At 44.9% G+C, this 22,344-nt stretch carries 19 protein-coding genes, 9 tRNA genes and 1 rRNA gene; 28 read left to right on the top strand and 1 reads right to left on the bottom strand.

The genetic code is table 11. The annotated features are described in order from the left end of the window. Positions 1-43 precede the first annotated feature (43 nt). The 18 genes from csrA to luxS all read left to right on the top strand — a co-directional run bounded on the left by csrA (position 44) and on the right by luxS (position 12,395). A complete protein-coding gene (gene csrA / locus OJ16_RS00145) occupies positions 44-241 on the top strand; it encodes a carbon storage regulator CsrA (RefSeq protein WP_009387595.1) in 198 nt (65 codons plus the stop codon). A gap of 183 nt (positions 242-424) precedes the next feature. Next, positions 425-517 (top strand) — tRNA-Ser (locus OJ16_RS00140). A gap of 66 nt (positions 518-583) precedes the next feature. Next, positions 584-660, top strand: a tRNA-Arg gene (locus OJ16_RS00135). A 23-nt stretch (positions 661-683) separates the two neighbouring features. After that, positions 684-776, top strand: a tRNA-Ser gene (locus OJ16_RS00130). 67 nt (positions 777-843) lie between these two features. Then, positions 844-920: transfer RNA gene (locus tag OJ16_RS00125), tRNA-Arg, on the top strand. Between the two features lie 75 nt (positions 921-995). Continuing rightward, a tRNA-Arg gene (locus tag OJ16_RS00120) sits at positions 996-1,072 on the top strand. A 70-nt stretch (positions 1,073-1,142) separates the two neighbouring features. After that, a tRNA-Arg gene (locus OJ16_RS00115) sits at positions 1,143-1,219 on the top strand. Between the two features lie 69 nt (positions 1,220-1,288). Then, a tRNA-Arg gene (locus tag OJ16_RS00110) sits at positions 1,289-1,365 on the top strand. A gap of 69 nt (positions 1,366-1,434) precedes the next feature. After that, positions 1,435-1,511: transfer RNA gene (locus OJ16_RS00105), tRNA-Arg, on the top strand. A 439-nt stretch (positions 1,512-1,950) separates the two neighbouring features. Further along, positions 1,951-2,205 (top strand): oxaloacetate decarboxylase subunit gamma, encoded by a 255-nt coding sequence (locus OJ16_RS00100; RefSeq protein WP_040985958.1) that lies wholly within the window; start codon positions 1,951-1,953, stop codon positions 2,203-2,205. Between the two features lie 32 nt (positions 2,206-2,237). After that, positions 2,238-4,016: a sodium-extruding oxaloacetate decarboxylase subunit alpha gene (oadA, locus tag OJ16_RS00095; RefSeq protein ID WP_040985956.1), complete on the top strand. Its 1,779-nt coding sequence runs from the start codon at positions 2,238-2,240 to the stop codon at positions 4,014-4,016. Between the two features lie 9 nt (positions 4,017-4,025). Then, complete coding sequence (locus OJ16_RS00090) at positions 4,026-5,156, top strand: sodium ion-translocating decarboxylase subunit beta (protein WP_040985954.1); 1,131 nt, start codon at positions 4,026-4,028, stop codon at positions 5,154-5,156. A 137-nt stretch (positions 5,157-5,293) separates the two neighbouring features. Further along, the gene (locus tag OJ16_RS00085) at positions 5,294-6,244 is read left to right on the top strand and encodes an NADP-dependent oxidoreductase (protein WP_040985952.1); all 951 of its coding nucleotides are present in this window, start codon (positions 5,294-5,296) and stop codon (positions 6,242-6,244) included. Next, positions 6,238-6,699 (top strand): YqaA family protein, encoded by a 462-nt coding sequence (locus OJ16_RS00080; RefSeq protein WP_040985950.1) that lies wholly within the window; start codon positions 6,238-6,240, stop codon positions 6,697-6,699. Before OJ16_RS00085 ends, OJ16_RS00080 begins: the two co-directional genes overlap by 7 nt. A 9-nt stretch (positions 6,700-6,708) precedes the next feature. Beyond that, positions 6,709-9,567 (top strand): M16 family metallopeptidase, encoded by a 2,859-nt coding sequence (locus tag OJ16_RS00075; protein WP_040985948.1) that lies wholly within the window; start codon positions 6,709-6,711, stop codon positions 9,565-9,567. A 109-nt stretch (positions 9,568-9,676) separates the two neighbouring features. Then, entirely contained in the window at positions 9,677-11,242 is a 1,566-nt protein-coding gene (gene gshA, locus OJ16_RS00070) for a glutamate--cysteine ligase (RefSeq protein WP_040986266.1), read from the top strand. Between the two features lie 5 nt (positions 11,243-11,247). Then, positions 11,248-11,859, top strand: coding sequence for a transglycosylase SLT domain-containing protein (locus OJ16_RS00065; protein ID WP_040985946.1), 612 nt, complete (start codon positions 11,248-11,250; stop codon positions 11,857-11,859). A gap of 17 nt (positions 11,860-11,876) precedes the next feature. After that, on the top strand, positions 11,877-12,395 hold the full coding sequence (luxS, locus tag OJ16_RS00060; RefSeq protein WP_040985944.1) for an S-ribosylhomocysteine lyase: 519 nt from the start codon (positions 11,877-11,879) through the stop codon (positions 12,393-12,395). 106 nt (positions 12,396-12,501) lie between these two features. Here the strand turns inward: luxS and OJ16_RS00055 are convergent, their stop codons facing one another. Next, a complete protein-coding gene (locus OJ16_RS00055) occupies positions 12,502-12,978 on the bottom strand; it encodes an RDD family protein (protein WP_040985942.1) in 477 nt (158 codons plus the stop codon). Positions 12,979-13,168: 190 nt separating this feature from the next. Between OJ16_RS00055 and OJ16_RS00050 the strand changes: the two genes are divergently transcribed. The 10 genes from OJ16_RS00050 to OJ16_RS00005 all read left to right on the top strand — a co-directional run. Further along, positions 13,169-13,253: transfer RNA gene (locus OJ16_RS00050), tRNA-Leu, on the top strand. Positions 13,254-13,810: 557 nt separating this feature from the next. Then, on the top strand, positions 13,811-14,773 hold the full coding sequence (locus OJ16_RS00045) for an LPP20 family lipoprotein (RefSeq protein ID WP_040985941.1): 963 nt from the start codon (positions 13,811-13,813) through the stop codon (positions 14,771-14,773). A gap of 31 nt (positions 14,774-14,804) precedes the next feature. Then, positions 14,805-15,785 carry a hypothetical protein gene (locus OJ16_RS00040; RefSeq protein ID WP_152613802.1) on the top strand — a complete coding sequence of 327 codons (981 nt, stop codon included), beginning with the start codon at positions 14,805-14,807 and terminating at the stop codon, positions 15,783-15,785. Between the two features lie 20 nt (positions 15,786-15,805). Further along, positions 15,806-16,405 carry an LPP20 family lipoprotein gene (locus OJ16_RS00035; RefSeq protein WP_040986264.1) on the top strand — a complete coding sequence of 200 codons (600 nt, stop codon included), beginning with the start codon at positions 15,806-15,808 and terminating at the stop codon, positions 16,403-16,405. 84 nt (positions 16,406-16,489) lie between these two features. Then, positions 16,490-17,881: a transglycosylase SLT domain-containing protein gene (locus OJ16_RS00030; protein WP_040985937.1), complete on the top strand. Its 1,392-nt coding sequence runs from the start codon at positions 16,490-16,492 to the stop codon at positions 17,879-17,881. Positions 17,882-18,064: 183 nt separating this feature from the next. Next, on the top strand, positions 18,065-18,832 hold the full coding sequence (locus OJ16_RS00025) for an ETEC_3214 domain-containing protein (RefSeq protein ID WP_152613801.1): 768 nt from the start codon (positions 18,065-18,067) through the stop codon (positions 18,830-18,832). A gap of 195 nt (positions 18,833-19,027) precedes the next feature. Beyond that, positions 19,028-19,567, top strand: coding sequence for a manganese efflux pump MntP (locus OJ16_RS00020; RefSeq protein ID WP_040985935.1), 540 nt, complete (start codon positions 19,028-19,030; stop codon positions 19,565-19,567). A 247-nt stretch (positions 19,568-19,814) separates the two neighbouring features. Further along, positions 19,815-20,543 (top strand): serine protease family protein, encoded by a 729-nt coding sequence (locus OJ16_RS00015; RefSeq protein ID WP_152613800.1) that lies wholly within the window; start codon positions 19,815-19,817, stop codon positions 20,541-20,543. A 141-nt stretch (positions 20,544-20,684) separates the two neighbouring features. Then, positions 20,685-21,092: a VOC family protein gene (locus tag OJ16_RS00010; RefSeq protein ID WP_040985933.1), complete on the top strand. Its 408-nt coding sequence runs from the start codon at positions 20,685-20,687 to the stop codon at positions 21,090-21,092. Between the two features lie 839 nt (positions 21,093-21,931). Continuing rightward, a 16S ribosomal RNA gene (locus OJ16_RS00005) occupies positions 21,932-22,344 on the top strand; the annotation flags it as partial.

Genomic DNA, 22,344 nt, shown 5'->3' with positions numbered 1-22,344 from the left:
GAAACGTAGCAAGATATTTCAGAGATTACTCAAGGAGCACAGAATGCTAATTTTAACTCGCCGTGTTGGTGAAACTCTAATGATCGGTGATGAAGTCACTGTAACGGTACTAGGTGTAAAAGGTAACCAAGTACGTATCGGTGTTAATGCTCCGAAAGAAGTGTCTGTTCACCGCGAAGAGATTTACATGCGTATTCAGGCGGAAAAAGGTAATAGCGCGCCAACTTCAGGCAACTATTAGTGACTGAAAAAAAGCTGGCGTGATGTCAGCTTTTTTTGTGATTAAAAGCAGTAGTTTGTTCAGAAAAGTACGAATAAACGGCATCTTGATTAAATAGCCAACAGTTGAGTGATTTTTTGCTATTTTTATCAAGAAAAGGTTTGACATATTTTCGGTAAATCGTAATATGTGCCTCCGCAAGACGGTGAGGTGGCCGAGAGGCTGAAGGCGCTCCCCTGCTAAGGGAGTATACGGCTTAATACCGTATCGAGGGTTCGAATCCCTCCTTCACCGCCATTCTTGCACGGTTCCTCGGAACCATAGCGTTGAAAGTTTTCCATTGGAAAATGAGTAAAAAATAGTGCGCTCTTAGCTCAGCTGGATAGAGTACCTGGCTACGAACCAGGCGGTCGGAGGTTCGAATCCTCCAGGGCGCACCACTTTTTACTACCAGGGAATACACGGTGAGGTGGCCGAGAGGCTGAAGGCGCTCCCCTGCTAAGGGAGTATACGGCTTAATACCGTATCGAGGGTTCGAATCCCTCCTTCACCGCCATTAAATTGACCGTTGGTCTTTTTTTTGTTTCAAAGTTTAAAAACTGTGATATATTTCACAGAATGATGCGCTCTTAGCTCAGCTGGATAGAGTACCTGGCTACGAACCAGGCGGTCGGAGGTTCGAATCCTCCAGGGCGCACCACTTATTGAGGGTTGTAAAATCCTGATATTGATCGGTAAGTTTTTAGCAAACTTGATGATTGATAACGAAACCCGTGCGCTCTTAGCTCAGCTGGATAGAGTACCTGGCTACGAACCAGGCGGTCGGAGGTTCGAATCCTCCAGGGCGCACCACTTTTTAAGGGTTATTAATTAATCCTGTTACTGATAATCAGTTAAATGATTATTGGATAGCGAAACCCGTGCGCTCTTAGCTCAGCTGGATAGAGTACCTGGCTACGAACCAGGCGGTCGGAGGTTCGAATCCTCCAGGGCGCACCACTTTTTAAGGGTTATTATTAATCCTGTTACTGATAGTCAGTTAAATGATTATTGGATAACGAAACCCGTGCGCTCTTAGCTCAGCTGGATAGAGTACCTGGCTACGAACCAGGCGGTCGGAGGTTCGAATCCTCCAGGGCGCACCACTTTTTAAGGGTTATTATTAATCCTGTTACTGATAGTCAGTTAGATGATTATTGGATAGCGAAACCCGTGCGCTCTTAGCTCAGCTGGATAGAGTACCTGGCTACGAACCAGGCGGTCGGAGGTTCGAATCCTCCAGGGCGCACCACCTTCTAAAGCCTCGCAGAAATGCGGGGCTTTTTTATTAACAAAAATTCATCACCTTGTTCACTTCTCATATACAACCTCCTGTTTTTTAAGAAAATATCCAAGAAATTTTAAGCCTATCGCAGCACGTGTTCTGTAATTGGAATAACGTTAGATAATAAGCAGCTATTTATCCTTTTCAGCGCATATATTTCAGCTTTATGTGATTTGTGTGACGAATATTGCCCTAGAAATGTGCTTTATCGTGAAGACTGCTTTAAACGAAATTGACAAAGTTTAACCAATCGAGATAATCCTAGACCTCTTGTCGGGATCACTAAATGCATCTGTCGACAACAGATAGCACGATGATGTGCTTAGTTGCATAAGCAAGAATGCGGGTAAAGCCGAATAGTTACACTGCTTACGCTATTGTCAGGATGACAAAGAAAGGACGCTAAATGGACACTATTGGAAGCCAACTATTAGATGCTGCCACTCTCATGATCACGGGAATGTCAGTTGTCTTTATTTTCCTCACACTTCTCGTATATCTCGTTCGGTTAATGTCAAAACTGGTACCAGAAGAGGTACCTGAGCCGATCTCTTCCCCAATACAGAATAAAAAAGTTCAATCATCTTCCGCTGTAAGCCCACAGGTAGTCGCAGCCATTTCTGCGGCGGTACATCAGTACCGTACCTCACCAGCGAAATAGCATAGAAAAGGATTTAAAAGGAGTTAATGAGCATGTCTAAACCACTAGCTTTAACTGATGTGGTACTTCGTGACGCCCATCAATCGTTATTTGCAACGCGTATGCGTATTGAAGATATGTTACCGATTGCCGCCGAGCTGGATAAAATTGGTTACTGGTCTTTAGAGACTTGGGGAGGAGCTACGTTTGATGCGTGCATCCGTTTCTTAGGTGAAGATCCATGGGAGCGCTTGCGTGAGCTGAAAAAAGCCATGCCGAACACCCCGATGCAAATGTTGTTGCGTGGCCAAAACCTGTTAGGTTACCGCCACTATGCTGATGACGTGGTTGAAAAATTTGTTGAACGTGCACATGCCAACGGCATGGATGTCTTCCGTATTTTTGATGCGATGAACGATGTGCGCAATTTCCAGAAAGCCGTTAAAGCGACGGTGGATGTTGGTGCACATGCTCAAGGCACACTTTCTTATACGACGAGCCCTGTTCATACCATTGAAACCTGGGTAGATATTGCTAAGCGACTTGAAGATCTAGGCTGTCATTCTTTATGTATCAAAGATATGTCGGGTCTACTTAAGCCTTATGAGGCTGAGGATCTTATTACTCGTATTAAATCATCGTGTGACGTCCCTCTTGCGCTGCATTGCCATGCGACGACAGGCTTGTCTACCGCCACCGCGGTGAAAGCGGTTGAGGCGGGGATCGATATTCTCGATACTGCCATTTCATCAATGAGCTGTACTTATGGCCATACACCAACAGAAACCGTGGTAGCGATGCTGCAAGGGACTGAACGTGATACCAATTTAAATTTAGAGCAGCTTGAGCCTATTGCCGCTTATTTCCGCGAAGTTCGCAAGAAATACGCAAAATTTGAAGGCTCAATGAAAGGCGTGGATTCCCGTATTCTGATCGCGCAAGTGCCAGGTGGCATGCTGACGAATATGGAAGCTCAGTTGAAAGAGCAAGGCGCCGCTGATCGTATTGATGAAGTGCTCGAAGAGATCCCTCGCGTGCGTCAAGACTTGGGTTACATCCCGCTCGTAACGCCAACATCACAGATTGTTGGTACACAAGCGGTGATCAACGTATTAACTGGCGAACGTTACAAGAGCATCACGAAAGAAACTGCGGGTGTCTTAAAAGGGGAATACGGCGCGGCTCCAGCGGAAGTGAATGCAGAGTTGCAAGCAAAAGTACTGAATGGTGCTGAGCCGGTCACTTGTCGTCCTGCTGATTTATTGAAAGCAGAATTGCATACCCTGACGGACGATTTATTGATTAAAGCAAAAGAAGAGGGTATTTCGCTTGCTGAAGATACGGTAGATGACGTTTTGACGTACGCACTGTTCCCGCAAGTTGGCCTGAAATTCCTTAAGAATCGTCACAACCCAGATGCGTTTGAACCAGCACCAGGGAAAGAACCGATGGCTGTCGTTCCTGTTGTCGCGCCTGCGCAAGGTGGCATTGAAACCTACAGCGTGAAAGTTGACGGGCAAGTGTATGATGTTGAAGTCGGGCCTCAAGGTCAATTGCAGTCGGTTGTCTCCAGTTCACCGCAAGCCAAAGCGACAGCAGCGGCTGCACCTGTTGGGGATGCAGAAGCGGTACCTGCGCCACTGGCGGGGAATATTTTTAAAGTGAATGTACAAAGCGGTTCCGAAGTTGCGGAAGGTGATGTATTGCTGATTCTTGAAGCGATGAAGATGGAAACCGAAGTCCGTGCAGCGCGTGGCGGTATTGTACAAGATCTTCACGTTAAAGAAGGTGATTCTGTTGTTGTCGGCTCACCACTACTAAGCCTAGCGTAAGGGAGTACCATGGACGGATTATTGACTCTCTGGGCCGAAACCGGCATTGCTAACTTTGAGTTTGGCCAACTGTGTATGATCGCAGTGGGTTGTACTCTGCTGTATTTAGCCATTCGTAAGGGCTTTGAGCCCTTATTATTGCTACCGATTGGTTTCGGTGCCATTTTGGCAAATATCCCCAATGCTGGTTTTACCGAACCGGGCGGAATGCTTTATTACATCTACTATATGGGGATTGATTCGGGTGTCTTCCCGCTGCTAATCTTTATGGGTGTAGGGGCGATGACCGATTTCGGTGCTTTGATTGCTAACCCGAAAACCTTATGGCTTGGTGCGGCTGCACAGTTTGGTATTTTCGCCACTTTGTTTGGTGCGATTTTATTAAACTACATACCCGGTATGGAATTTAGCATGGCAGATGCCGCCTCGATTGCCATTATTGGTGGTGCCGATGGCCCAACAGCCATCTTCCTCGCCAGTAAGCTATCGCCCGATTTACTCGGTGCGATTGCCGTCGCCGCATACAGCTACATGGCATTGGTGCCGATCATTCAGCCGCCAATTATGAAAGCTCTGACGACACCTGAAGAGCGCAAAATCAAAATGGCTCAACTGCGTCATGTCGGTAAAACAGAGAAAATCCTGTTCCCGCTGGCTGTCTTGATGATGACCATTTTGTTCCTACCGTCAGCAACACCACTCGTGGGTATGTTCTGTCTCGGTAACTTAATGCGCGAAGCGGGTGTGGTGGATCGTTTATCTAAAACGGCACAAAACGAACTGATTAACATCGTGACTATTTTCCTTGGCCTCGGTGTTGGCTCTAAGCTACAAGCCGAAGAGTTTTTGAATCTAGAAACGCTTGGCATTTTAGGTTTAGGTGCGGTGGCATTCAGTATCGGGACGGCCGGTGGTGTACTTATGGCGAAGTTATTGAATAAGTTCTCCAAAGAAGACATTAACCCATTGATTGGCGCTGCGGGTGTCTCTGCTGTGCCAATGGCAGCACGTGTTGTAAATAAGGTTGGTCTTGAAGCTAACCCCCAAAACTTCTTATTGATGCATGCGATGGGCCCCAATGTTGCGGGTGTATTAGGTTCAGCCGTTGCTGCGGGTATTTTGTTAGCGCTGGTTGGATAGCTTTAACTTTAAGTGCCTGATCTGTTAGGTAATCGCAGGGTTAAATTTCGATCAAATGGTTAACTAAAGCGACACTAATGTTATATATTCAAGGGATGCTTCGGCATCCCTTTTTACATCAACAAGGACGGGTTGAAATGGAAAATAAACAAGTCGCTATCCCACAATTTGGTGAAGCAGAAGTGCTCACTATCCAACAAGCGTCTATACCTCGCGCACTCGCGGGTGAAGTGGTGGTGAAAGTTGCCTTTGCCGGTATTAACCCGATTGATGTAAAAACGCGAGCCGGTCTTGGCTGGGCAGCGGCACAGAATAAAGACCACTTACCTTGGGTGCTTGGTTATGATATCTCCGGTGAGGTATACCAATGTGGCGATACGGTGCAGCAGTTGGACGTCGGCGATCGAGTCGCTGGCTTGATAGGTTTTCCATTGCAAGGGGGTGGGTACAGTCAATACCTATCCGTACCTGAAAAAGTTTTGAGTAGGGTGCCAGAATCCGTGACACTAGAAGTGGCTGCGGCATTACCACTTGCAGGGCAAACCGCGGTACAAGCACTAGATAAAGCGCTGGTACAAGAAGGTGAACGAGTCCTGATCTTAGCGGGGGCCGGTGGCGTTGGGCATATCGCTGTGCAGCTCGCAGTAGCGGCGAAAGCGGAAGTTTTCACGACCTGCAGTGAGGCTAATTTAGACTATTTGGCCACGCTCGGCGCTCATGCTGTCAATTATCATTTTTCCCCCGTCTCAGAGCGCGTCGAAGAAGCTGACGTGCTGATTGATCTTGTTGGGGGAGATGCAGCATTAGATGCGCTTAAATGCATGAAAGACAAAGCAAGGGTCGTGACACTGCCGACGTTAAGCGCGGAATTGATCTGTGAAAAAGCGCACTTGCTTGGCTTTGAAGCGACGGGCATGCTAGTAGAGCCCAACCCTCAGCAACTCGATACTATGCTCTATATGGCGAGCATCGGCTTGTTGAAAACAGCGATTTATCATATCTACCCAATGGATCAGGTAGTGGACGCCCACAAACAAATGGAAACGGGGCATACACGAGGAAAAATTTTGTTGGATATGCAATGCTAGAAACATTCAATACCGCGTTTCAATCTTTCGCGTTATGGTTTTCAGATTCGGCCCTTTGGGTGCTTTTTTTTAGTGGTTTTCTTAGTGCGACCTTATTACCCGGGGGCTCTGAGGCAGGACTGATTGCAACGCTAAGTCTCAATCAATATTCGGTCGCGACGGTGATTTTAGTGGCGACTATCGGTAATACCTTGGGTGGCTTAACCAATTATTGGTTAGGGTTGTGGTTGCCGAATAGAACTCAGAATGAAAAGCATGGTCATAAAGCCATACAGTGGCTGCAGAAATACGGCTACTGGTCATTACTTTTTAGTTGGTTGCCAATCATTGGTGACCCTCTATGTCTAGCGGCAGGCTGGTTACGGATGCGATTTTTACCATCGTTTTGGCTTATCTTGATTGGTAAAGCATTCCGTTACACGCTTCTTTCCGCTCTTTATTACGGTTTTTTCTAAGGAAAGACGATGAAGAAATTTTTACTTGGTGCATTTTCTCTTGCCACGATAGCTGGTTGCACCTCCAATATCGATTATTCCATGCCGTTTTTCTCTTCATTACCACAAGGCGTGACTTTGGTGGAAGAGGTCGATGCTGTTGCGGGTAAAGCAACAATTCCATACAGTAAGTACACCCTCGATAATGGTCTCACCGTGATCTTAACGCCGGATCATTCCGACCCTCTGGTCCATGTTGACGTCACTTATCATGTGGGCTCAGCCCGTGAAGCGATCGGTAAATCAGGTTTTGCTCACTTCTTTGAGCATATGATGTTCCAAGGCAGTGAGCATGTGGGTGATCAAGAGCATTTTCGATTGATCACGGAAGCCGGTGGCAGCCTAAACGGCACGACCAACCGCGATCGAACCAATTATTTTGAAACGGTACCGGCCAATCAACTGGAAAAAATGTTGTGGTTAGAGTCAGACCGCATGGGATTTTTGCTTGATGCAGTCTCACAGCGCAAATTTGAAATTCAGCGAGATACCGTTAAAAACGAACGAGCCCAGAACTACGATAATCGCCCGTATGGTTTGATGTGGGAAAGAATGGGTGAAGCAATGTATGAGGAAGGCCACCCTTACTCATGGCAAACCATTGGTTACGTCGAAGATTTGGATCGCGTAGACGTTAACGATCTCAAAGCGTTCTTTTTGCGTTGGTATGGGCCTAACAACGCCGTATTAACCATTGGTGGTGATATTGACGTTAAGCAGACGCTGGCGTGGGTTGATAAGTACTTTGGCTCAATTCCAGTGGGTCCCGCGGTTGAGAGTGCAGCGAAGCAACCTGCGCAATTAAAACAAGATAAATACATTACATTAGAAGACAATATCCAACAGCCGATGGTGTTGATTGGTTGGCCCACTCAGTATAAAGGCCATGAAGATGAAATGGCGCTTAATGCGTTAGCATCGGCGCTGGGAAGTGGCGCGAACTCATTGCTTTATCAACAGTTAGTGAAAACACAAAAAGCCGTTGATGCCGGAGCCTTCCAAGATTGTGCTGAGCTCTCTTGTAACTTCTACGTGTATGCGATGGCACCATCAGGCTCAAAAGGTCAGTTGCAGCCTTTGTATGAAGAGGTCATGCAGGTACTTGAACAGTTTGAGTCGCAGGGCATCAGCAAGAGCCGTTTAGATCAAATTAATGGCATGGCTGAAGCGGATGCGGTGTTTGCATTGCAAAGTGTCAAAGGCAAAGTGAGTCAACTGGCAGCCAATGAAACTTTTTATGGCCAACCCGATCGTTTGCAGTCGCAGTTGGCCAACATTCGCATGGTCACCCCTGAGTCAGTGATGGCGGCTTATAAGCAATACGTGAATGGGCATCATAATGTGACCTTAAGTGTGGTTCCAAAAGGCAAGTTGGATTTTGCCGTGGTACCCGCTAGCTTCATCACGCCGGAACGCCAGCTTCCCGACTACCAAAAGGTGACGGAAAGTGATCTAAGTTACCGCCGAGCGAGCGATGATTTTGATCGTACCGTCATGCCTAAAGTTGCGGAGCCAGTTAAGGCACAAATGCCCGCGCTATACCGCGTTTATTTTGATAATGGGGTGGAATTACTCGGTACAGTGACGAATGAAACGCCGACGATGCAGATGGATATTCGCTTCCCTGCGGGTGAGCGTTATGTGCCCGAAGGCAAAGAAGGCCTAGCGAACCTGACGGCGGCCATGTTGCAAGAAGGTACGGTCGATTCAACGCTGGAAGAGCTGCAAGCGCGATTAGATAGCATGGGCAGTCAAATGTCGATTAATGCAGGGAACTACACCACCACGATTTCCGTGTCGAGCTTAGAGAAATTCTTACCTCAAACATTGGCGATTGTAGAGGATGTGCTATCAAACCCTCGCTTCAACCAAGCAGACTTTGACCGCTTAAAGAAACAGATGCTAGAAGGCTTAGTTTATCAACATCAAAAACCGAATTGGTTAGCCTCTCAGGCGACGCGACAAGTGTTATTTGGTGGTTCAATTTACCAGCGTGCGAGTGATGGTACCGAAGCGTCGATTCAGTCTTTGACCTTAGACGATGTGAAGCAGTTCTATCAGAAGCAATACACCCCAGAGGGCACGCAAGTAGTAGCCGTCGGTGATATGAGAGAAAAAGCGCTGACAGAACAATTGAGTTTTGTGAATGACTGGCATGGTGAACCCGCACCCATGATACGAGCGGAGTCAATTCAGCCACTTAAAGGGCAAACGATTTATTTAGTGGATAAGCCTGGAGCGCCACAAAGCATTGTACGAATGGTCCGTCAGGGTTTACCGTTTGATGCAACGGGTGAGGTGTTCCTAACGCAATTGGCAAACTTTAACTTGGCAGGCAACTTTAATAGCCGTTTGAACCAAAACTTACGTGAAGACAAAGGCTACACTTATGGAGCGAGCGGCTATTTTGCATCAAATCGTGAAGTGGGTGCGTTAGTCTTCTCTGCGCAAGTTCGCGCTGATGCCACCGTCGCTTCGATAGAAGAGATGCAAAAAGAGTTAACGCATTTCAGTGAGTCGGGTATGACTGCGCAGGAGATGGCATTTTTACGCTTAGCGGTAGGCCAACAAGATGCGCTAAAATACGAAACACCATCACAGAAAACACAGCTACTCGGTAGCATTTTATCCTACAGTTTGGATGACGATTATCTGCAGCAGCGTAATAACATTGTAGAGAGCGTGGACAAAACCGTTTTAAATGCATTAGCGGCGAAATGGTTTAATCCGAGTGACTATCAAATTATCGTTGTCGGTGATGCAAACCGCTTAAAGCCTCAACTGGAATCGTTACAGATTCCGATCAAAGAGCTTGAAATTGTCCGTTAGAGGACACATAAAGAGTGGATACGTAGCGCGGCAGTTAATGTCGCGTTATCGAATTATTTAAGCCAGTTCTCATGTTAACGCGAGAACAATGAATATAGGCGATCCCATTTTGACAGATTTTGCTGCGCGATTAGAGCGAGTATCCCGTAATGCTGAAGTGTTTAAAACCTTTGGCCGTGGCGTGGAAAGAGAAACCCTACGTTATAAGCAGGATGGCAAGCTTTCGACTACTCAGCACCCAGAGGAATTGGGTTCTGCTTACGCAAACAAATGGATTACGACCGACTTCTCTGAGTCGCTACTCGAGTTTATTACCCCAGTTTCACGTGATATTGATACGCTCGTAGCGCAGTTAGAAGATATTCACCATTTTACCCAAACAAAGTTGGGTGATGAAAAAATGTGGCCGTTATCGATGCCTTGCTATGTTGACGATGAGGACGATATTAACCTTGCGCAATATGGCTCATCAAATTCAGGGCAAATGAAGACTTTATACCGTGAAGGCCTAAAACGTCGTTATGGCAGTCTCATGCAGATCATTTCTGGTGTGCACTATAATTTTTCATTCCCAGAATCTTTCTGGGATGGATTGTACGGTGAGCAAGATGAAGCGGCGCGTCAGGCCACTCGCTCAGATGGCTATTTTGCGCTTATTCGTAATTACTACCGCTTTGGCTGGTTAATTCCATTCTTCTTTGGCGCTTCACCGGCAATTTGTCCTTCGTTCCTTAAGGGACGAGAGACCGATTTACCCTTTGAAAATATCGGTAAAACACTCTTTTTGCCGCAGGCCACTTCGTTGCGCCTAAGCGATCTAGGTTATACCAACAATGCACAAAGCGTGTTGAAAATCGGCTTTAATAGCATTGAACAATATTTAGATGGGTTAAACAGTGCGATTCGCACCCCTTCGGCGGAGTTTGCTGAAATTGGCGTTAAAGTCGCTGGAGAATACCGCCAGTTAAACAGTAACGTACTGCAAATTGAGAATGAGCTATACGCGCCAATCCGTCCTAAGCGTGTCGCCAATGACGGTGAAAAACCATCAGAAGCATTGACGCGAGGCGGCGTTGAATACATCGAAGTGCGCTCGCTCGATGTGAATCCTTACAGCTCTGTGGGGCTGGATAAAGATCAAATTCGTTTCCTCGATTTATTCCTTGCTTGGGGAGCCTTGACGGATTCCGATCCGATGGATTTTTGTGAGCAAGCGTGCTGGCGTGAAAACTGGAACAAGGTGATTGTCGAAGGTCGTAAGGTCGGTCTTGAACTGCAAATCGGCTGTAAGGGTGAAACGCTCACGTTACAAGAATGGGCGAAACGCGTTTTTGCTGAATTATCTCAACTGGCTGTTGAGATGGATAAAGCTCTGGGGGGGAACGAGTACCAAGCAGTGTGTGAAAAATTGCTCACTTGGATTGATAACCCAGAGTTGACGATTTCAGGCCAAATATTGGAAGAAACCAAACGCCTTGGTGGTCTTGGTGGGTTGGGTTGTGATTTGGGTAAAAAGTATCGTGAGAAACACTTAGCGCACCAATACCGTTTTTATAATCAAGACACAATGGAACAAGAAGTTGTTCGTTCTCGTGAAGCTCAGTCAGCGCTAGAGGCGTCAGATACACAGGCTTTTGATGAATTTCTTGAAGACTACTTCGCCTACTTAAAGTAATCATTATGTTCAAAGAAAGGACTCTCAAATTGGCGTTATTGATTGGCGTAACGGGCATTGCCGGTTGCGCCACGCCACCGCCGGCCAATCAAAGTAATATCTGTTCAATTTTTCGTGAAAACCCGAGTTGGTATGATGACGCGGTTGATATGCAAGAAGAGTGGGGAACCCCCATTAATATTGCCTTGGCTTTTGTAAAGCAAGAAAGCAGCTTTCGTCATGATGCAAGACCACCAAAAGATTATCTATTAGGCTTCATACCATGGGGGCGAGTGAGCAGTGCTTATGGTTATGCACAGGCGCAAGATCCTGCGTGGGAAGATTTTCAAAAAGCAACTGGGCACGGCGGTTCACGCACGAACTTTGATGATGCTTTGATGTTTATCGGTTGGTATACCAGTGAAACCCAAAAGCAGTTAGGGATTTCTAAATGGGATCCGTATAACCAATATCTCGCCTATCATGAAGGTCGCGGTGGGTATAAACGCAAAACCTACCAACGTAAGCCGTCATTAATTAAAGTCGCTCGACGAGTGGAGCAACAAGCAAAGGATTACGGCTGGCAACTTAAACAGTGCCGCCAAGAGTTGGAAAATAACAGAAGCTGGTTTTTCTAATCAGCAGGAGAGGGATGATGCCACTACTAGACAGCTTTACAGTCGATCATACTCGCATGCATGCACCAGCGGTGCGTGTAGCGAAAACCATGACAACGCCAAAAGGCGATACGATTACAGTCTTTGATTTGCGTTTTACCGCGCCAAATAAAGACATTTTATCCGAGAAAGGTATTCATACGCTTGAGCACCTATACGCGGGTTTTATGCGTAATCACCTTAACAGTGATTCTGTGGAAATTATTGATATTTCACCAATGGGATGTCGCACGGGTTTTTACATGAGTTTGATTGGCACGCCAGATGAACAGCAAGTCGCTACCGCATGGCTTGCCGCGATGGCGGACGTATTAACGGTGGAAAGCCAAAATAAGATCCCAGAGCTCAATGAGTATCAATGTGGTACTGCGGCGATGCACTCGCTAGAAGAGGCCAAGTTGATCGCTCAGGCGATCATTGCCGCTGGCATTTCTGTTAATAAAAATGATGATCTTGCTCTTCCTGCTGAGATGCTGAATGAGTTACGCGTAGATTAATCAGTATCAGCCGCAGCGGCGTAGAAAATCGGCAATAAAGACAAAAGGAAGGCATCGCGCCTTCCTTTTTCGTTTGGGATTTCGGTTCGATAATCTTTGTCGACGGTTATTGTACTTTTGGCAGGACGACGACTTGGGTTTTTGCCCAAATGTCATGGAATGCGCGTTTTTTAGGATCAAGCGGTACCGCGAGGTTGGCTAGGCCAAATCCTGATGTCGCCAAGCGAATTAGTGCCTGAGTGACGGTGATACGTCCGCCATCTAAATTACGCAGTTGAATTTTCCAAGCGCGCATACCGAGCGTCTGTCCTGCTCGAGTCCAGAAGAAAACAAAAAAGTAGACCCACACAGCAGCAAGATAGAAGGTAAAGAGGGGACTCCAAATCGGGCTATTTGATAGAAAGTCACCAATATCCGTGTAGGGTGCCATCGTTATTAGGTTTAGCGCCATTAAGGCTTGTAGTGCTGCGACTACAACACCGGCTGCCATCATCTCAATCGCGAGAATAATTAAGCTATCATAAAACAGCGCGCCTAAGCGTCGCATTAATCCTGCTGGTGGAAGTGGCTGATGGTTACTCATAACGGGTTCTCAAGCTGTAAAATAGGCGTCAGGATAATGTTTCAAAACGCTTGTGAAAAGAGACCTTACGCACAGGTTGGTGTTTTATGGCTAAATTATCATCAAACAGTTGGTGATTCAGCTTTTTACGCTTGCACGACGCGTGTTGTTACGTATAATGCCAACCATCGAAAGGCGATAGCCTCAAGATGCCGGTATGGTGAAATTGGTATACACGACGGATTCAAAATCCGTTGCCTTCGGGCGTGGCGGTTCAAGTCCGCCTACCGGTACCATATTTAAATGACAAAGCCTCGACGAAAGTCGGGGCTTTGTTGTATCTGGAATTTAGAAAATCAAATCGGACACATTTAGGTGTATTTGCCCTGTCACGGTCAGTCTATTAAATGGTGTCATATAAAAATAAAGCCTCGATGAAAGTCGGGGCTTTGTTGTATCTGGGGCTTGGGTAGGTAACTCGAGAAGAGACCAGGATGAACAAGATTTTTGTTCGCAGATGGCGGCACAATGAGCATCGATTTATGCCGTTGGCGCCAAGTTGTATTTTAATCATTTTTTAAAATACAAAGTGTTATGTTTTTTTTGTGAAAGATGTTGGATAACCATGTTGGAGTTTTTTGTTTTTAATTATGGAATTAAGATCACAAATATGTGATTTGACGCAAACTTATCAAACATGACACATCGCCATGACATTTAGTGGTGTGGTTAATGTTGTGAATTGTTTGTATTTTAAGATAATTATCCATTAATTATGCGGTTGCCATTATTTTCTTTGTAAAAGTGACAATCTAGTGAGCATTTACCTTACTGAATCTTATGGATGATTGTTATGAACATTAAAACATCGTTGTTGCTTTTTACGCTCGCTATTTCTGGCTGTCAATCCACCTCGGTACCCGATTGGTACTTGGGTGAAATGAATCATGATCCTCAATATATTTATGCGGTCGGAGAAGGGTTTGGTTTAAGTTCAGCCCAAAAATCTGCGCTAACCCAAGTGAATGAACAGCTTTGGACACAAGTTGACTCCAACTTTATGCAAAGCGTCGAGTACCGAGCTCATGGTGAGACGACATTTAATCGTGAAACGATCCGAAACCGAATGAATGTTGAGTCAGCGCGTTTGGTTCTCTCCGGAGCTGAATTTCTAAATACCGATAAACACGAGCGCACTTATTATGCGCAGGTTCGAGTTAAGCGCGATGCTGTTAAGCTACAACTCAATAATGAACTCGATCAAATAGAGCAGAATGCAACTCGCTTGCTCAATGAATACCAATATCAAGACAAACTCACTTGGTGGTTAGCCAATAAAGATTACTCCGCGGTACTCGCGGAATACTACCTTCGTCTTGCCATTCTCGATTCAATGGGACAAAAACGCCCATTTTCTTCTTCGGTAGATAAGGTGACAAGCGCGGTTTCCGTGGCGAAATCAGGCTTACTTATCTATATCAAATCAGATGCCAATGATGTGAAAAGTGCCGATCTAGTGGTGCAAAGCTTTAATCCAGAAGAGATTAATACGACCCAACGCTGGTCGAATGCAGTTACGCACCAACTAGTCATGGACGCAGACTATCGTCGCAATCGTGTCGGTGAGGCGTATATCACGACCAAATTGACGCAGCTAACGTTGAAAAGCCGCGCAGGCAAGACATTAGCAAGCAATGAAATAATTTCGACAGCCAATTCTATGTCTAACTTTACGTTGTCTCATGAAGGGGCTGAACGTCACTTTGGACGACAAATTGAAGAGATGGGCATCTGGTCGTCGTTAGGCTTTAAATAATTATAAATAATAAATGTTATGGAGTTATGTCGTGTTAAATAAAACGTTAGTGGCAGCAGCATTGGTATCGGTATTGTCAGGGTGTGCCCCAAGTTCAGTGGTGTGTAATCCAAATTCTCGTGTGGATCTTGATATTGCCGATGTGCAATCTAAAAACTCAGAAGACGTCAAAGTGATTGTGCTGCCGGTTGATATTGCCTTTAAAGATTCAGCGAAACAACGTCTACAAGCTGTGATTTTGAACGATATTGAGTCAACAGTTACCCAGTCTGGTAGTGAACTGATTGACCGTAAATTGGCGAGCAAACTAAAAAATGAAATCAAGCTTGCTGAGCAGAGTGGTCGTTACAACACCAACGGAGTACCAATTGCTGACATCGCTATAATGTCAGAAGTTACCGCGAGTAATCTATTTTACAGTTTCACCGAACGAGATACTTACAAGAACAAAAAAGGTGAAACCAAAGTAATACCGGCCCACTGTGATTTCAGAACGGAAGTGAAGACAACGCTAAAAGTGGTATCACTTCCTGAGATGCGTTTGATTCAACGTATTGAGCTTGAGGGCACAGATACTTCAAAAACAGAAACGAATGATTCAGATTGTCCAGTGACTCAAGGTTCGTACATTGGTATGGCGATTGAGGCTGCTCAAAGTTCAATTGAGCAAAGCTTGGCTCTACAAAAGGTGTTGGCACCGTCAGCAACCGTAATGGAGATGCGTCAATGTGATGAAGGCATGCAGCTAAAGATTTCGATGGGTAAGAACAAGAATATCCAGCCTAATTCACCAATTATTATCTCGCAAATCTTTAAATCAGATGAAGGTGAGTTAGAAATTTACCCGCTGGGTGAAGGCTACGTGATTGACAATGAGATCAATGCCGTCGGTACGAAACACTCTTGGGTCGATGTTGATGATGAGATTGGCGAACAAGTGAAAAAAGGTGACCACGCACGCTTTGTTCCGAAATGTAACTGGTACGACATTGCTTGTACTTTAACTAACTAAAATTTCGAGGATTAGCAGTGATCAATAAAACTCTTATAGCGGCAAGTTTAGCGCTTCTTTTATCTGCGTGTTCAAATAATCAAACTATTGAGCAAAGCCAAAATTTTGTGTCTTGTTCGTTTCCTGATTCACCATCTGACGACGCACCAGGTTGGGTTTGTGATATTACTCCAACTGACCTAGCTATTTCAGCGACGGGCTACGCTAAGAAAAGTGCCGCGGGTATGGGGATGATGAAAAAGGTGGCATTGGCGAATGCTCAAGTGATTTTGGCAACTCAGTTAAAGACTCAAGTTGGCAATAAATTTACTCAACTGATTGATTCATCAGTAACCAGTGGTGTTGATGATGAAGCGCTGGAGTCGGTGATTGAAACGTTTGAAGACGTAACAGAAAACGTTGTGTCTCAGACTTTAAACGGCGCGCGAATCCAAATGAGCATGGTAAGTCCTAAAGGTGGTGTCTACCTATTGCTTGGTATGGATCAAGCGACTTATAACGCCAATATAACAACGGCTGTAGATGCATTAAACAATGATTCGAAGCTTTGGGATACATTCAATAATGAACAAGCGGCCAAAGATCTTCAACAAGCTTTAGAAAGTATGAAGCAGCAATAATAGAATTAACCCAGATGTTTTGAGGTTAATCATTACGAGGTTGTCATTGGACAGCCTCGTTTTTTATCGGGCTAGGGGTTAGTCATGCTCAGAAAAAATATTTCATTACTGGCGACAACAGTCGCACTCGTCTTTTCGAATGTATCGAGTGCTGAAGATGCATTTGATGATCTTAGAAATGCGATCAATAAAGCCAATACACCACAACAACAAAAAATTGCCGAGTTCCATCAGTGGCTAGATCAATACTTTTCACAATATGAAGCGTGGCGCGTCGATTACACGACGGAGTTAGACAAAGAACGTTCAGTGCTCATTGATAAGTGGGGTTCTGGTGAGGTATCGAATGCCACCAGAACCGTGGAGTACGATGGTGATATTAAAAAGGTTATCGATTACCAAAACAATACCGCGGTTGTCTCGGTGCTTGTCGATGCCGATCAACAAGAGAACGGTCTAAAACCAATCCAACAATTTAAAATTGATGGGCAGACGATCTCTCTCAAGCATGCACAAAAGAAAGAGGTACTCGTTGATTACTCGATAGATCAAGAGAAAAAAGAAAAACAGTTTGTCGTTGATCAGGTTCAAACACAACTGCGTCAATTAGATGTACAAGCCGATCGTTTGATTGCGGCGAATACAGGGGCTCCGGCTGATTTTATTTATCAACGAGCTCAAGATAAAAAAATGGCATTGATCCAGTCTGCTACTTTACGCGTCGCGGCGATTAGCGCTCAATTTGCCGCGAAGCGCGAGCAACTTGGAATTAATGTTGACGCGGTGACTAAAACCTCAAGCGAACAACCTGTGACGGCGAAAAAGGCCGTAAATCCAAGTGCTGATGTTGTGCCTACTTCTGACTTGGTAGCGGAAAAAGCATTACCACAAAAGATCGAAAAAAAGGTCATCAATTATACCGTCAAAATACCTGACAATAACCTAAGCGCAGCGGCAGCAAAGTATCGTCCACTTGCCGTCAAAGAGGGTGAAAAGTGGGGGATCGATACCGCGCTTATTATGGCCATTATGCATAACGAGTCGTCATTTCGGCCAAAGATTGTATCGGGTGCACCAGCTTATGGATTAATGCAAATTGTTCCCACTAGTGCGGGCCATGATGTCAATCGTCGAGTTAGAAAGATTGATGCGCCGATGACGCCGGAAGACCTGTTTGTACCTGAAATCAATGTTGAGGCGGGCACTGTTTATTTGCGGATTTTGCAAGATAATTATCTCAGTAAGATCAAAGATGAACAAAGCAGAGTCTATTGCATGATTGCCGCTTACAACACGGGAGCTGGAAATGTGGGTAGAGCGTTTAATCCAGATGGTGCAATGAACCTTGATAACGCGATAGGCATCATTAATACAATGACGCCAGAAGAAGTCTATCAACAGCTTTTGGACCGTCTACCACACGTTGAAACCAAAACGTATTTATCTAGAGTAACGGCCAGTCTGGCATTGTATTGATGCACTTTTGGATGGCACTGATCGCTGATATAGCGTTCAGTGTCTATTTTTTCTGATAGTCAGTCACTGAGAGCGGGCGAGTATTTTCTCTTGGAATATGACGGGCTGTTTTAATCACGTTGTAAGTGTTTCACGCCACATGAAAGGTGTGGAACGTTAAAAATATTTAAAGGTATTAACCAGATGGCAGACTCTGAAGTGGCTCAAGCGATGTCTAATTCGCAAAATAACATTCGCGATAAAGTTCGTGAGAAGTGGGCCAAGACGATTACGTTTGTATCTATCGTTGTTATCGCATTGGGTGGAATCAATGATTCATGGGATGCGGTGGAAAAAATGTCTAACTTTACCTTGTCACAGTTTACCGACATTCCTTCCCACAATAAGCTAGAACACATCTATATACGTTCATCTAAAGCCGTACTTGAAGAGCACTTTGGCGCGCCGGTTTACATTAAAGAGGATGTAGATGGGCGCTCGATTGAGTACTACAGTGACAAACGTTTTATTTTGTCCGCAGTAACACAAGATAATGCGATTGTGGCATTCCTCGTGTTCCCTAAACAAGGGTTTAAGCCTAATACTAGCGAGCATTCTGGCGGTAACGCTTTGCTCGAAGTGCCATTTAACCATTTAAGTGTTAATGATGTTCGAGTGAATGATTCTCCGTCAGTTACCTACTATCTTGAAGCCAATTTAGGCGGGGAGTTTAGTCGCTTGTATCAGTCGGTTTCTGGCTTCAGTGAGACATTAGGTCCGCTCGATAGTGAAACTCGCAGTATGTTGAAAAAAATATCTGATCGACTCATTATGGGGAAAAACTCAGATAAAGAGATTATCAATCTTCGAGAGTCTATCGTGCCGAATTTCTATGGGTACAGCATTTTGGGCATCGGTGTTCTCGAGAACGCTATTTTGACGTTAACAGAGTTTCGTTTGATCAATAGCTGAATATCTGTGGGATCAAAAGGTGAAAGGCAAGCGTCCTATGCGTTTGCCTTTTTTTTGTTTTTTAGAAATGCGCTATAGTGAGCGGCGGTTTTGGCAGTGCTCGCTGGACTGCACAATATCACGGTAACGAAACCATATTTGTTCTCTGTTTGGATGTCACAGGAGTGATAGCAAATAAACTCGGAGTTATTAGAAATGATAGAAGTGTTCATTTTGGCATTAGCACTCTGCATGGATGCTTTCGCTGTTTCAATTGGTTTAGGCTCTAAAAACAATCAAAACACCACTTCACTCGCTTTTATTGCGGCGATATATTTTGGTATTTTTCAGGCGCTAATGCCTTTAATGGGGTATATGGCAGGTAAAGGGGTTTTAGGTTGGGTCGCATCCTATGCTCCTTGGATCGCGTTTATATTGCTAGTGCTGATCGGTGGGAAAATGATTTATGAGTCTTTCTCTGAGGGGATTGAAGAAGACATCGCCATTATTACCCATAGAGTGATGCTAATGCTGGCCATCGCAACCAGTGTTGATGCGATGGCGGCAGGTTTTACTTTAACCATACTTGATGTCAATCCCTTACTTGCTTGTCTTATTATTGGCGTGTGCACATTTTGTTTTAGCTGGCTTGGTGTGTTTGTCGGCAAAAAAAGTGGAACTTGGTTGGAGAGTAAGGCGGAATTGTTAGGTGGTATTGTTTTGATACTCATTGGTTTTAAAATGTTGTTGCTATGACGGTCCAAGCTAACTTTCGATATTAAATGGCAAGGCCTCAACGTAAGTTGGGGCTTTGTTGTATTTGGTCAAAAATATTCTCGATCTGAATGGTTTGATGATCTTCTATATCTGCTTCAATGCAATTCCCCATCGGCGTACCAAAAGGCGTTGTGGCCTGCCGATGGGCGATCTCATTCTAAATTTATACGTAACGGCCTCTTGTTGATATTTATATCATTAGCTATGTTTTTGTTATGGCTTGCGAATGAGAATATCTCTTATGATGCATATCCCATCAGCTTTGTTACTGACTGTTATCGCCTTTACTCAAGGGTGTATCAGCTCTAATGGGTCATTAAGTTATTCCGATGACCATAATCATCACGTGAGCTATTTGCCGGTTGGTATCCCTTTTCTTTTGGGAGGGCATGGGACGAGCGTGCCTTTAACGAGAGAGGTAAGCTTAACGGCGAAGCATGTAGCGATTCTAGATTACAGCAAAGTGATTGCTTATCACCCAGATTGTGACTTAGCGCTTATTGAGCAAGATAATCACGATAAATCACTTTCTAAGCTTGGTATTATTCATTCAGAACAAATACTCATAACGGTAGGGCGAAATGCATTTGGTCGTACGTTAATTGGCGAGGGGCGATATTATCGTGATGTCTATCTGCAAGGCCACGAACTCTTCGAGAGATGTCCCGCGAGCATTTCTGATGCGCCAGTACAATCAGGAATGAGTGGTGGGGGAGTCTATAATGCTAACTCAGAGCTCGTGGGAGTTATATCGGCAATGGCCGAGGGGATTCAACTTGCGGATGGAACGGTCATTGAAGCCGAGCGAATCTCCCTTTTTATACCATTGCTCTATGTCAGTGAGTGGATTATCAAGCAGGTGGATGGGTACTATGCCTCTTCGCCAGTGTTAGAGGCAGAAAATACACTTGAACTCTCTTCCGCTTTCTCAATTGGCCCACAAGCGTATAAGTAATAAGTCGCAGTATCTTGAAAAATGGAGATGCAATTGGATGAATTGCTACGCCGCTATCCGCTTTAATAGGACTAAAGTTCTAATTACATAAGCTCACAGTTCGCTATTCTTTAACTAAAGCAATGAGTTTGGAGAATCGCGATGTATCAATTAACCCCCTATCTATGCTTTTCAGGACGCTGTGAAGAAGCGCTTGAGTTTTATCAGCGCTGCTTTAGTGGTGTTGTATTGACCAAGCAATATTTTCGCGATGCACCGCAATCTGTTGAAGGCGCCGATCCCAATTGGATTATGCATGCCGAGTTTGAAGCGTTTGGCATGAAGTTAATGTTATCCGATGGCATGGTGGTCAGCGATGTATCAGGCAATACTATTGCGTTGTCGCTCGTGCTAGATGATCTTGATCTCCAAGAACGGCTGTTCGATAAGCTCTCTTGCGATGGTGCGGTAATGGTGCCGTTAGCGGATACTTTTTGGGGAGCAAGATTTGGTAAGGTGCAAGATAAGTTCGGTATTCGCTGGATGCTGCATTGTGATCTGGTTAAGTGATGAATGACGGCAGTATTTGTATGAATGCATCAAACACACTTGGATAAGCGTTATCTATATAGATAGACGTTCGTGCCGATTCACAAATCCTTTAGAAGATGGACGTTGACGTGTTCAATTCGCCCTCTTATCTATTACCTCTCTATAAGGGAAGTAATAGATAAGAGGGCGGCCAGTTTTAGCGCCTAAATGCTTTGAAATTTAAACGGCGGCTTAATTTTAGTTCTCGGGGCTTATGTTTTACCAAAGAACAAATTTAACTTATCAACAGAATTTTGTGGTTAAGCGGTGGGTAAGGTGGGGGTATCTAAGGTGCTCGTGGTGGTTCGTACAATGATTGCGCAATTAAGCACTTTTTATAAGAAAAAATTCATTTTATGCTTGCCAATAAAACTAACGTGCCTATAATGCGCATCCACTGACAGGGCAGACGCCGCAAGGCTTCAGCGATTGTTGGAGAGGTAGAAGATGCCGAGAAAATTAATTTGGAAAAGTGTTTGACTCTTTCAATTAACTCGTTAGAATTCACCTCCCGCTTCGAGATAACTTCTCCGAAGCGACGCTCTTTAAAAATATAAACCTATCAATCTGTGTGGGCACTCGTTGATGATAATCCAATAAGTTGTTCTGCTCCTTTTTATAAAGAGCGGTAACGACTGTTTCTCCGGAAACACAATTGGGTTCAATGAACTGAGTGACCAATACAAATAGCTACTTGTAGTTATTTGGCACAGTCAATTCATTACCATTCTGTTGGAATGGTAATAGCTTTAAAATTACTTCTTACTTTCGAGTAAGAACAGTTTTGAAGTCAGTATTCATTGAGCCGACAAAATCTTAAATTGAAGAGTTTGATCATGGCTCAGATTGAACGCTGGCGGCAGGCCTAACACATGCAAGTCGAGCGGTAACAGGAAGAAAGCTTGCTTTCTTTGCTGACGAGCGGCGGACGGGTGAGTAATGCCTGGGAATATGCCTTAACGTGGGGGATAACTATTGGAAACGATAGCTAATACCGCATGATGCCTACGGGCCAAAGAGGGGGACCTTCGGGCCTCTCGCGTTAAGATTAGCCCAGGTGGGATTAGCTAGTTGGTGAGGTAATGGCTCACCAAGGCGACGATCCCTAGCTGGTCTGAGAGGATGATCAGCCACACTGGAACTGAGACACGGTCCAGACTCCTACGGGAGGCAGCAGTGGGGAATATTGCACAATGGGCGCAAGCCTGATGCAGCCATGCCGCGTGTATGA

This window comes from Vibrio renipiscarius (genome assembly GCF_000827885.1).
Taxonomy (GTDB): Bacteria; Pseudomonadota; Gammaproteobacteria; order Enterobacterales; family Vibrionaceae; genus Vibrio; species Vibrio renipiscarius.
The sequence above is the reverse complement of the archived record's forward strand: the minus strand, read 5'-3'. Positions and strand labels throughout refer to the sequence as shown.

Bases quoted from the DNA above. Each gene is read 5' to 3' on its own strand.
- csrA (WP_009387595.1), top strand. From the start codon at position 44: ATGCTAATTTTAACTCGCCGTGTTGGTGAAACTCTAATGATCGGTGAT.
- OJ16_RS00100 (WP_040985958.1), top strand. From the start codon at position 1,951: ATGGACACTATTGGAAGCCAACTATTAGATGCTGCCACTCTCATGATC.
- oadA (WP_040985956.1), top strand. From the start codon at position 2,238: ATGTCTAAACCACTAGCTTTAACTGATGTGGTACTTCGTGACGCCCAT.
- OJ16_RS00090 (WP_040985954.1), top strand. From the start codon at position 4,026: ATGGACGGATTATTGACTCTCTGGGCCGAAACCGGCATTGCTAACTTT.
- OJ16_RS00085 (WP_040985952.1), top strand. From the start codon at position 5,294: ATGGAAAATAAACAAGTCGCTATCCCACAATTTGGTGAAGCAGAAGTG.
- OJ16_RS00080 (WP_040985950.1), top strand. From the start codon at position 6,238: ATGCTAGAAACATTCAATACCGCGTTTCAATCTTTCGCGTTATGGTTT.
- OJ16_RS00075 (WP_040985948.1), top strand. From the start codon at position 6,709: ATGAAGAAATTTTTACTTGGTGCATTTTCTCTTGCCACGATAGCTGGT.
- OJ16_RS00065 (WP_040985946.1), top strand. From the start codon at position 11,248: ATGTTCAAAGAAAGGACTCTCAAATTGGCGTTATTGATTGGCGTAACG.
- luxS (WP_040985944.1), top strand. From the start codon at position 11,877: ATGCCACTACTAGACAGCTTTACAGTCGATCATACTCGCATGCATGCA.
- OJ16_RS00055 (WP_040985942.1), bottom strand. From the start codon at position 12,978: ATGAGTAACCATCAGCCACTTCCACCAGCAGGATTAATGCGACGCTTA.
- OJ16_RS00045 (WP_040985941.1), top strand. From the start codon at position 13,811: ATGAACATTAAAACATCGTTGTTGCTTTTTACGCTCGCTATTTCTGGC.
- OJ16_RS00030 (WP_040985937.1), top strand. From the start codon at position 16,490: ATGCTCAGAAAAAATATTTCATTACTGGCGACAACAGTCGCACTCGTC.
- OJ16_RS00025 (WP_152613801.1), top strand. From the start codon at position 18,065: ATGGCAGACTCTGAAGTGGCTCAAGCGATGTCTAATTCGCAAAATAAC.
- OJ16_RS00020 (WP_040985935.1), top strand. From the start codon at position 19,028: ATGATAGAAGTGTTCATTTTGGCATTAGCACTCTGCATGGATGCTTTC.
- OJ16_RS00015 (WP_152613800.1), top strand. From the start codon at position 19,815: ATGAGAATATCTCTTATGATGCATATCCCATCAGCTTTGTTACTGACT.
- OJ16_RS00010 (WP_040985933.1), top strand. From the start codon at position 20,685: ATGTATCAATTAACCCCCTATCTATGCTTTTCAGGACGCTGTGAAGAA.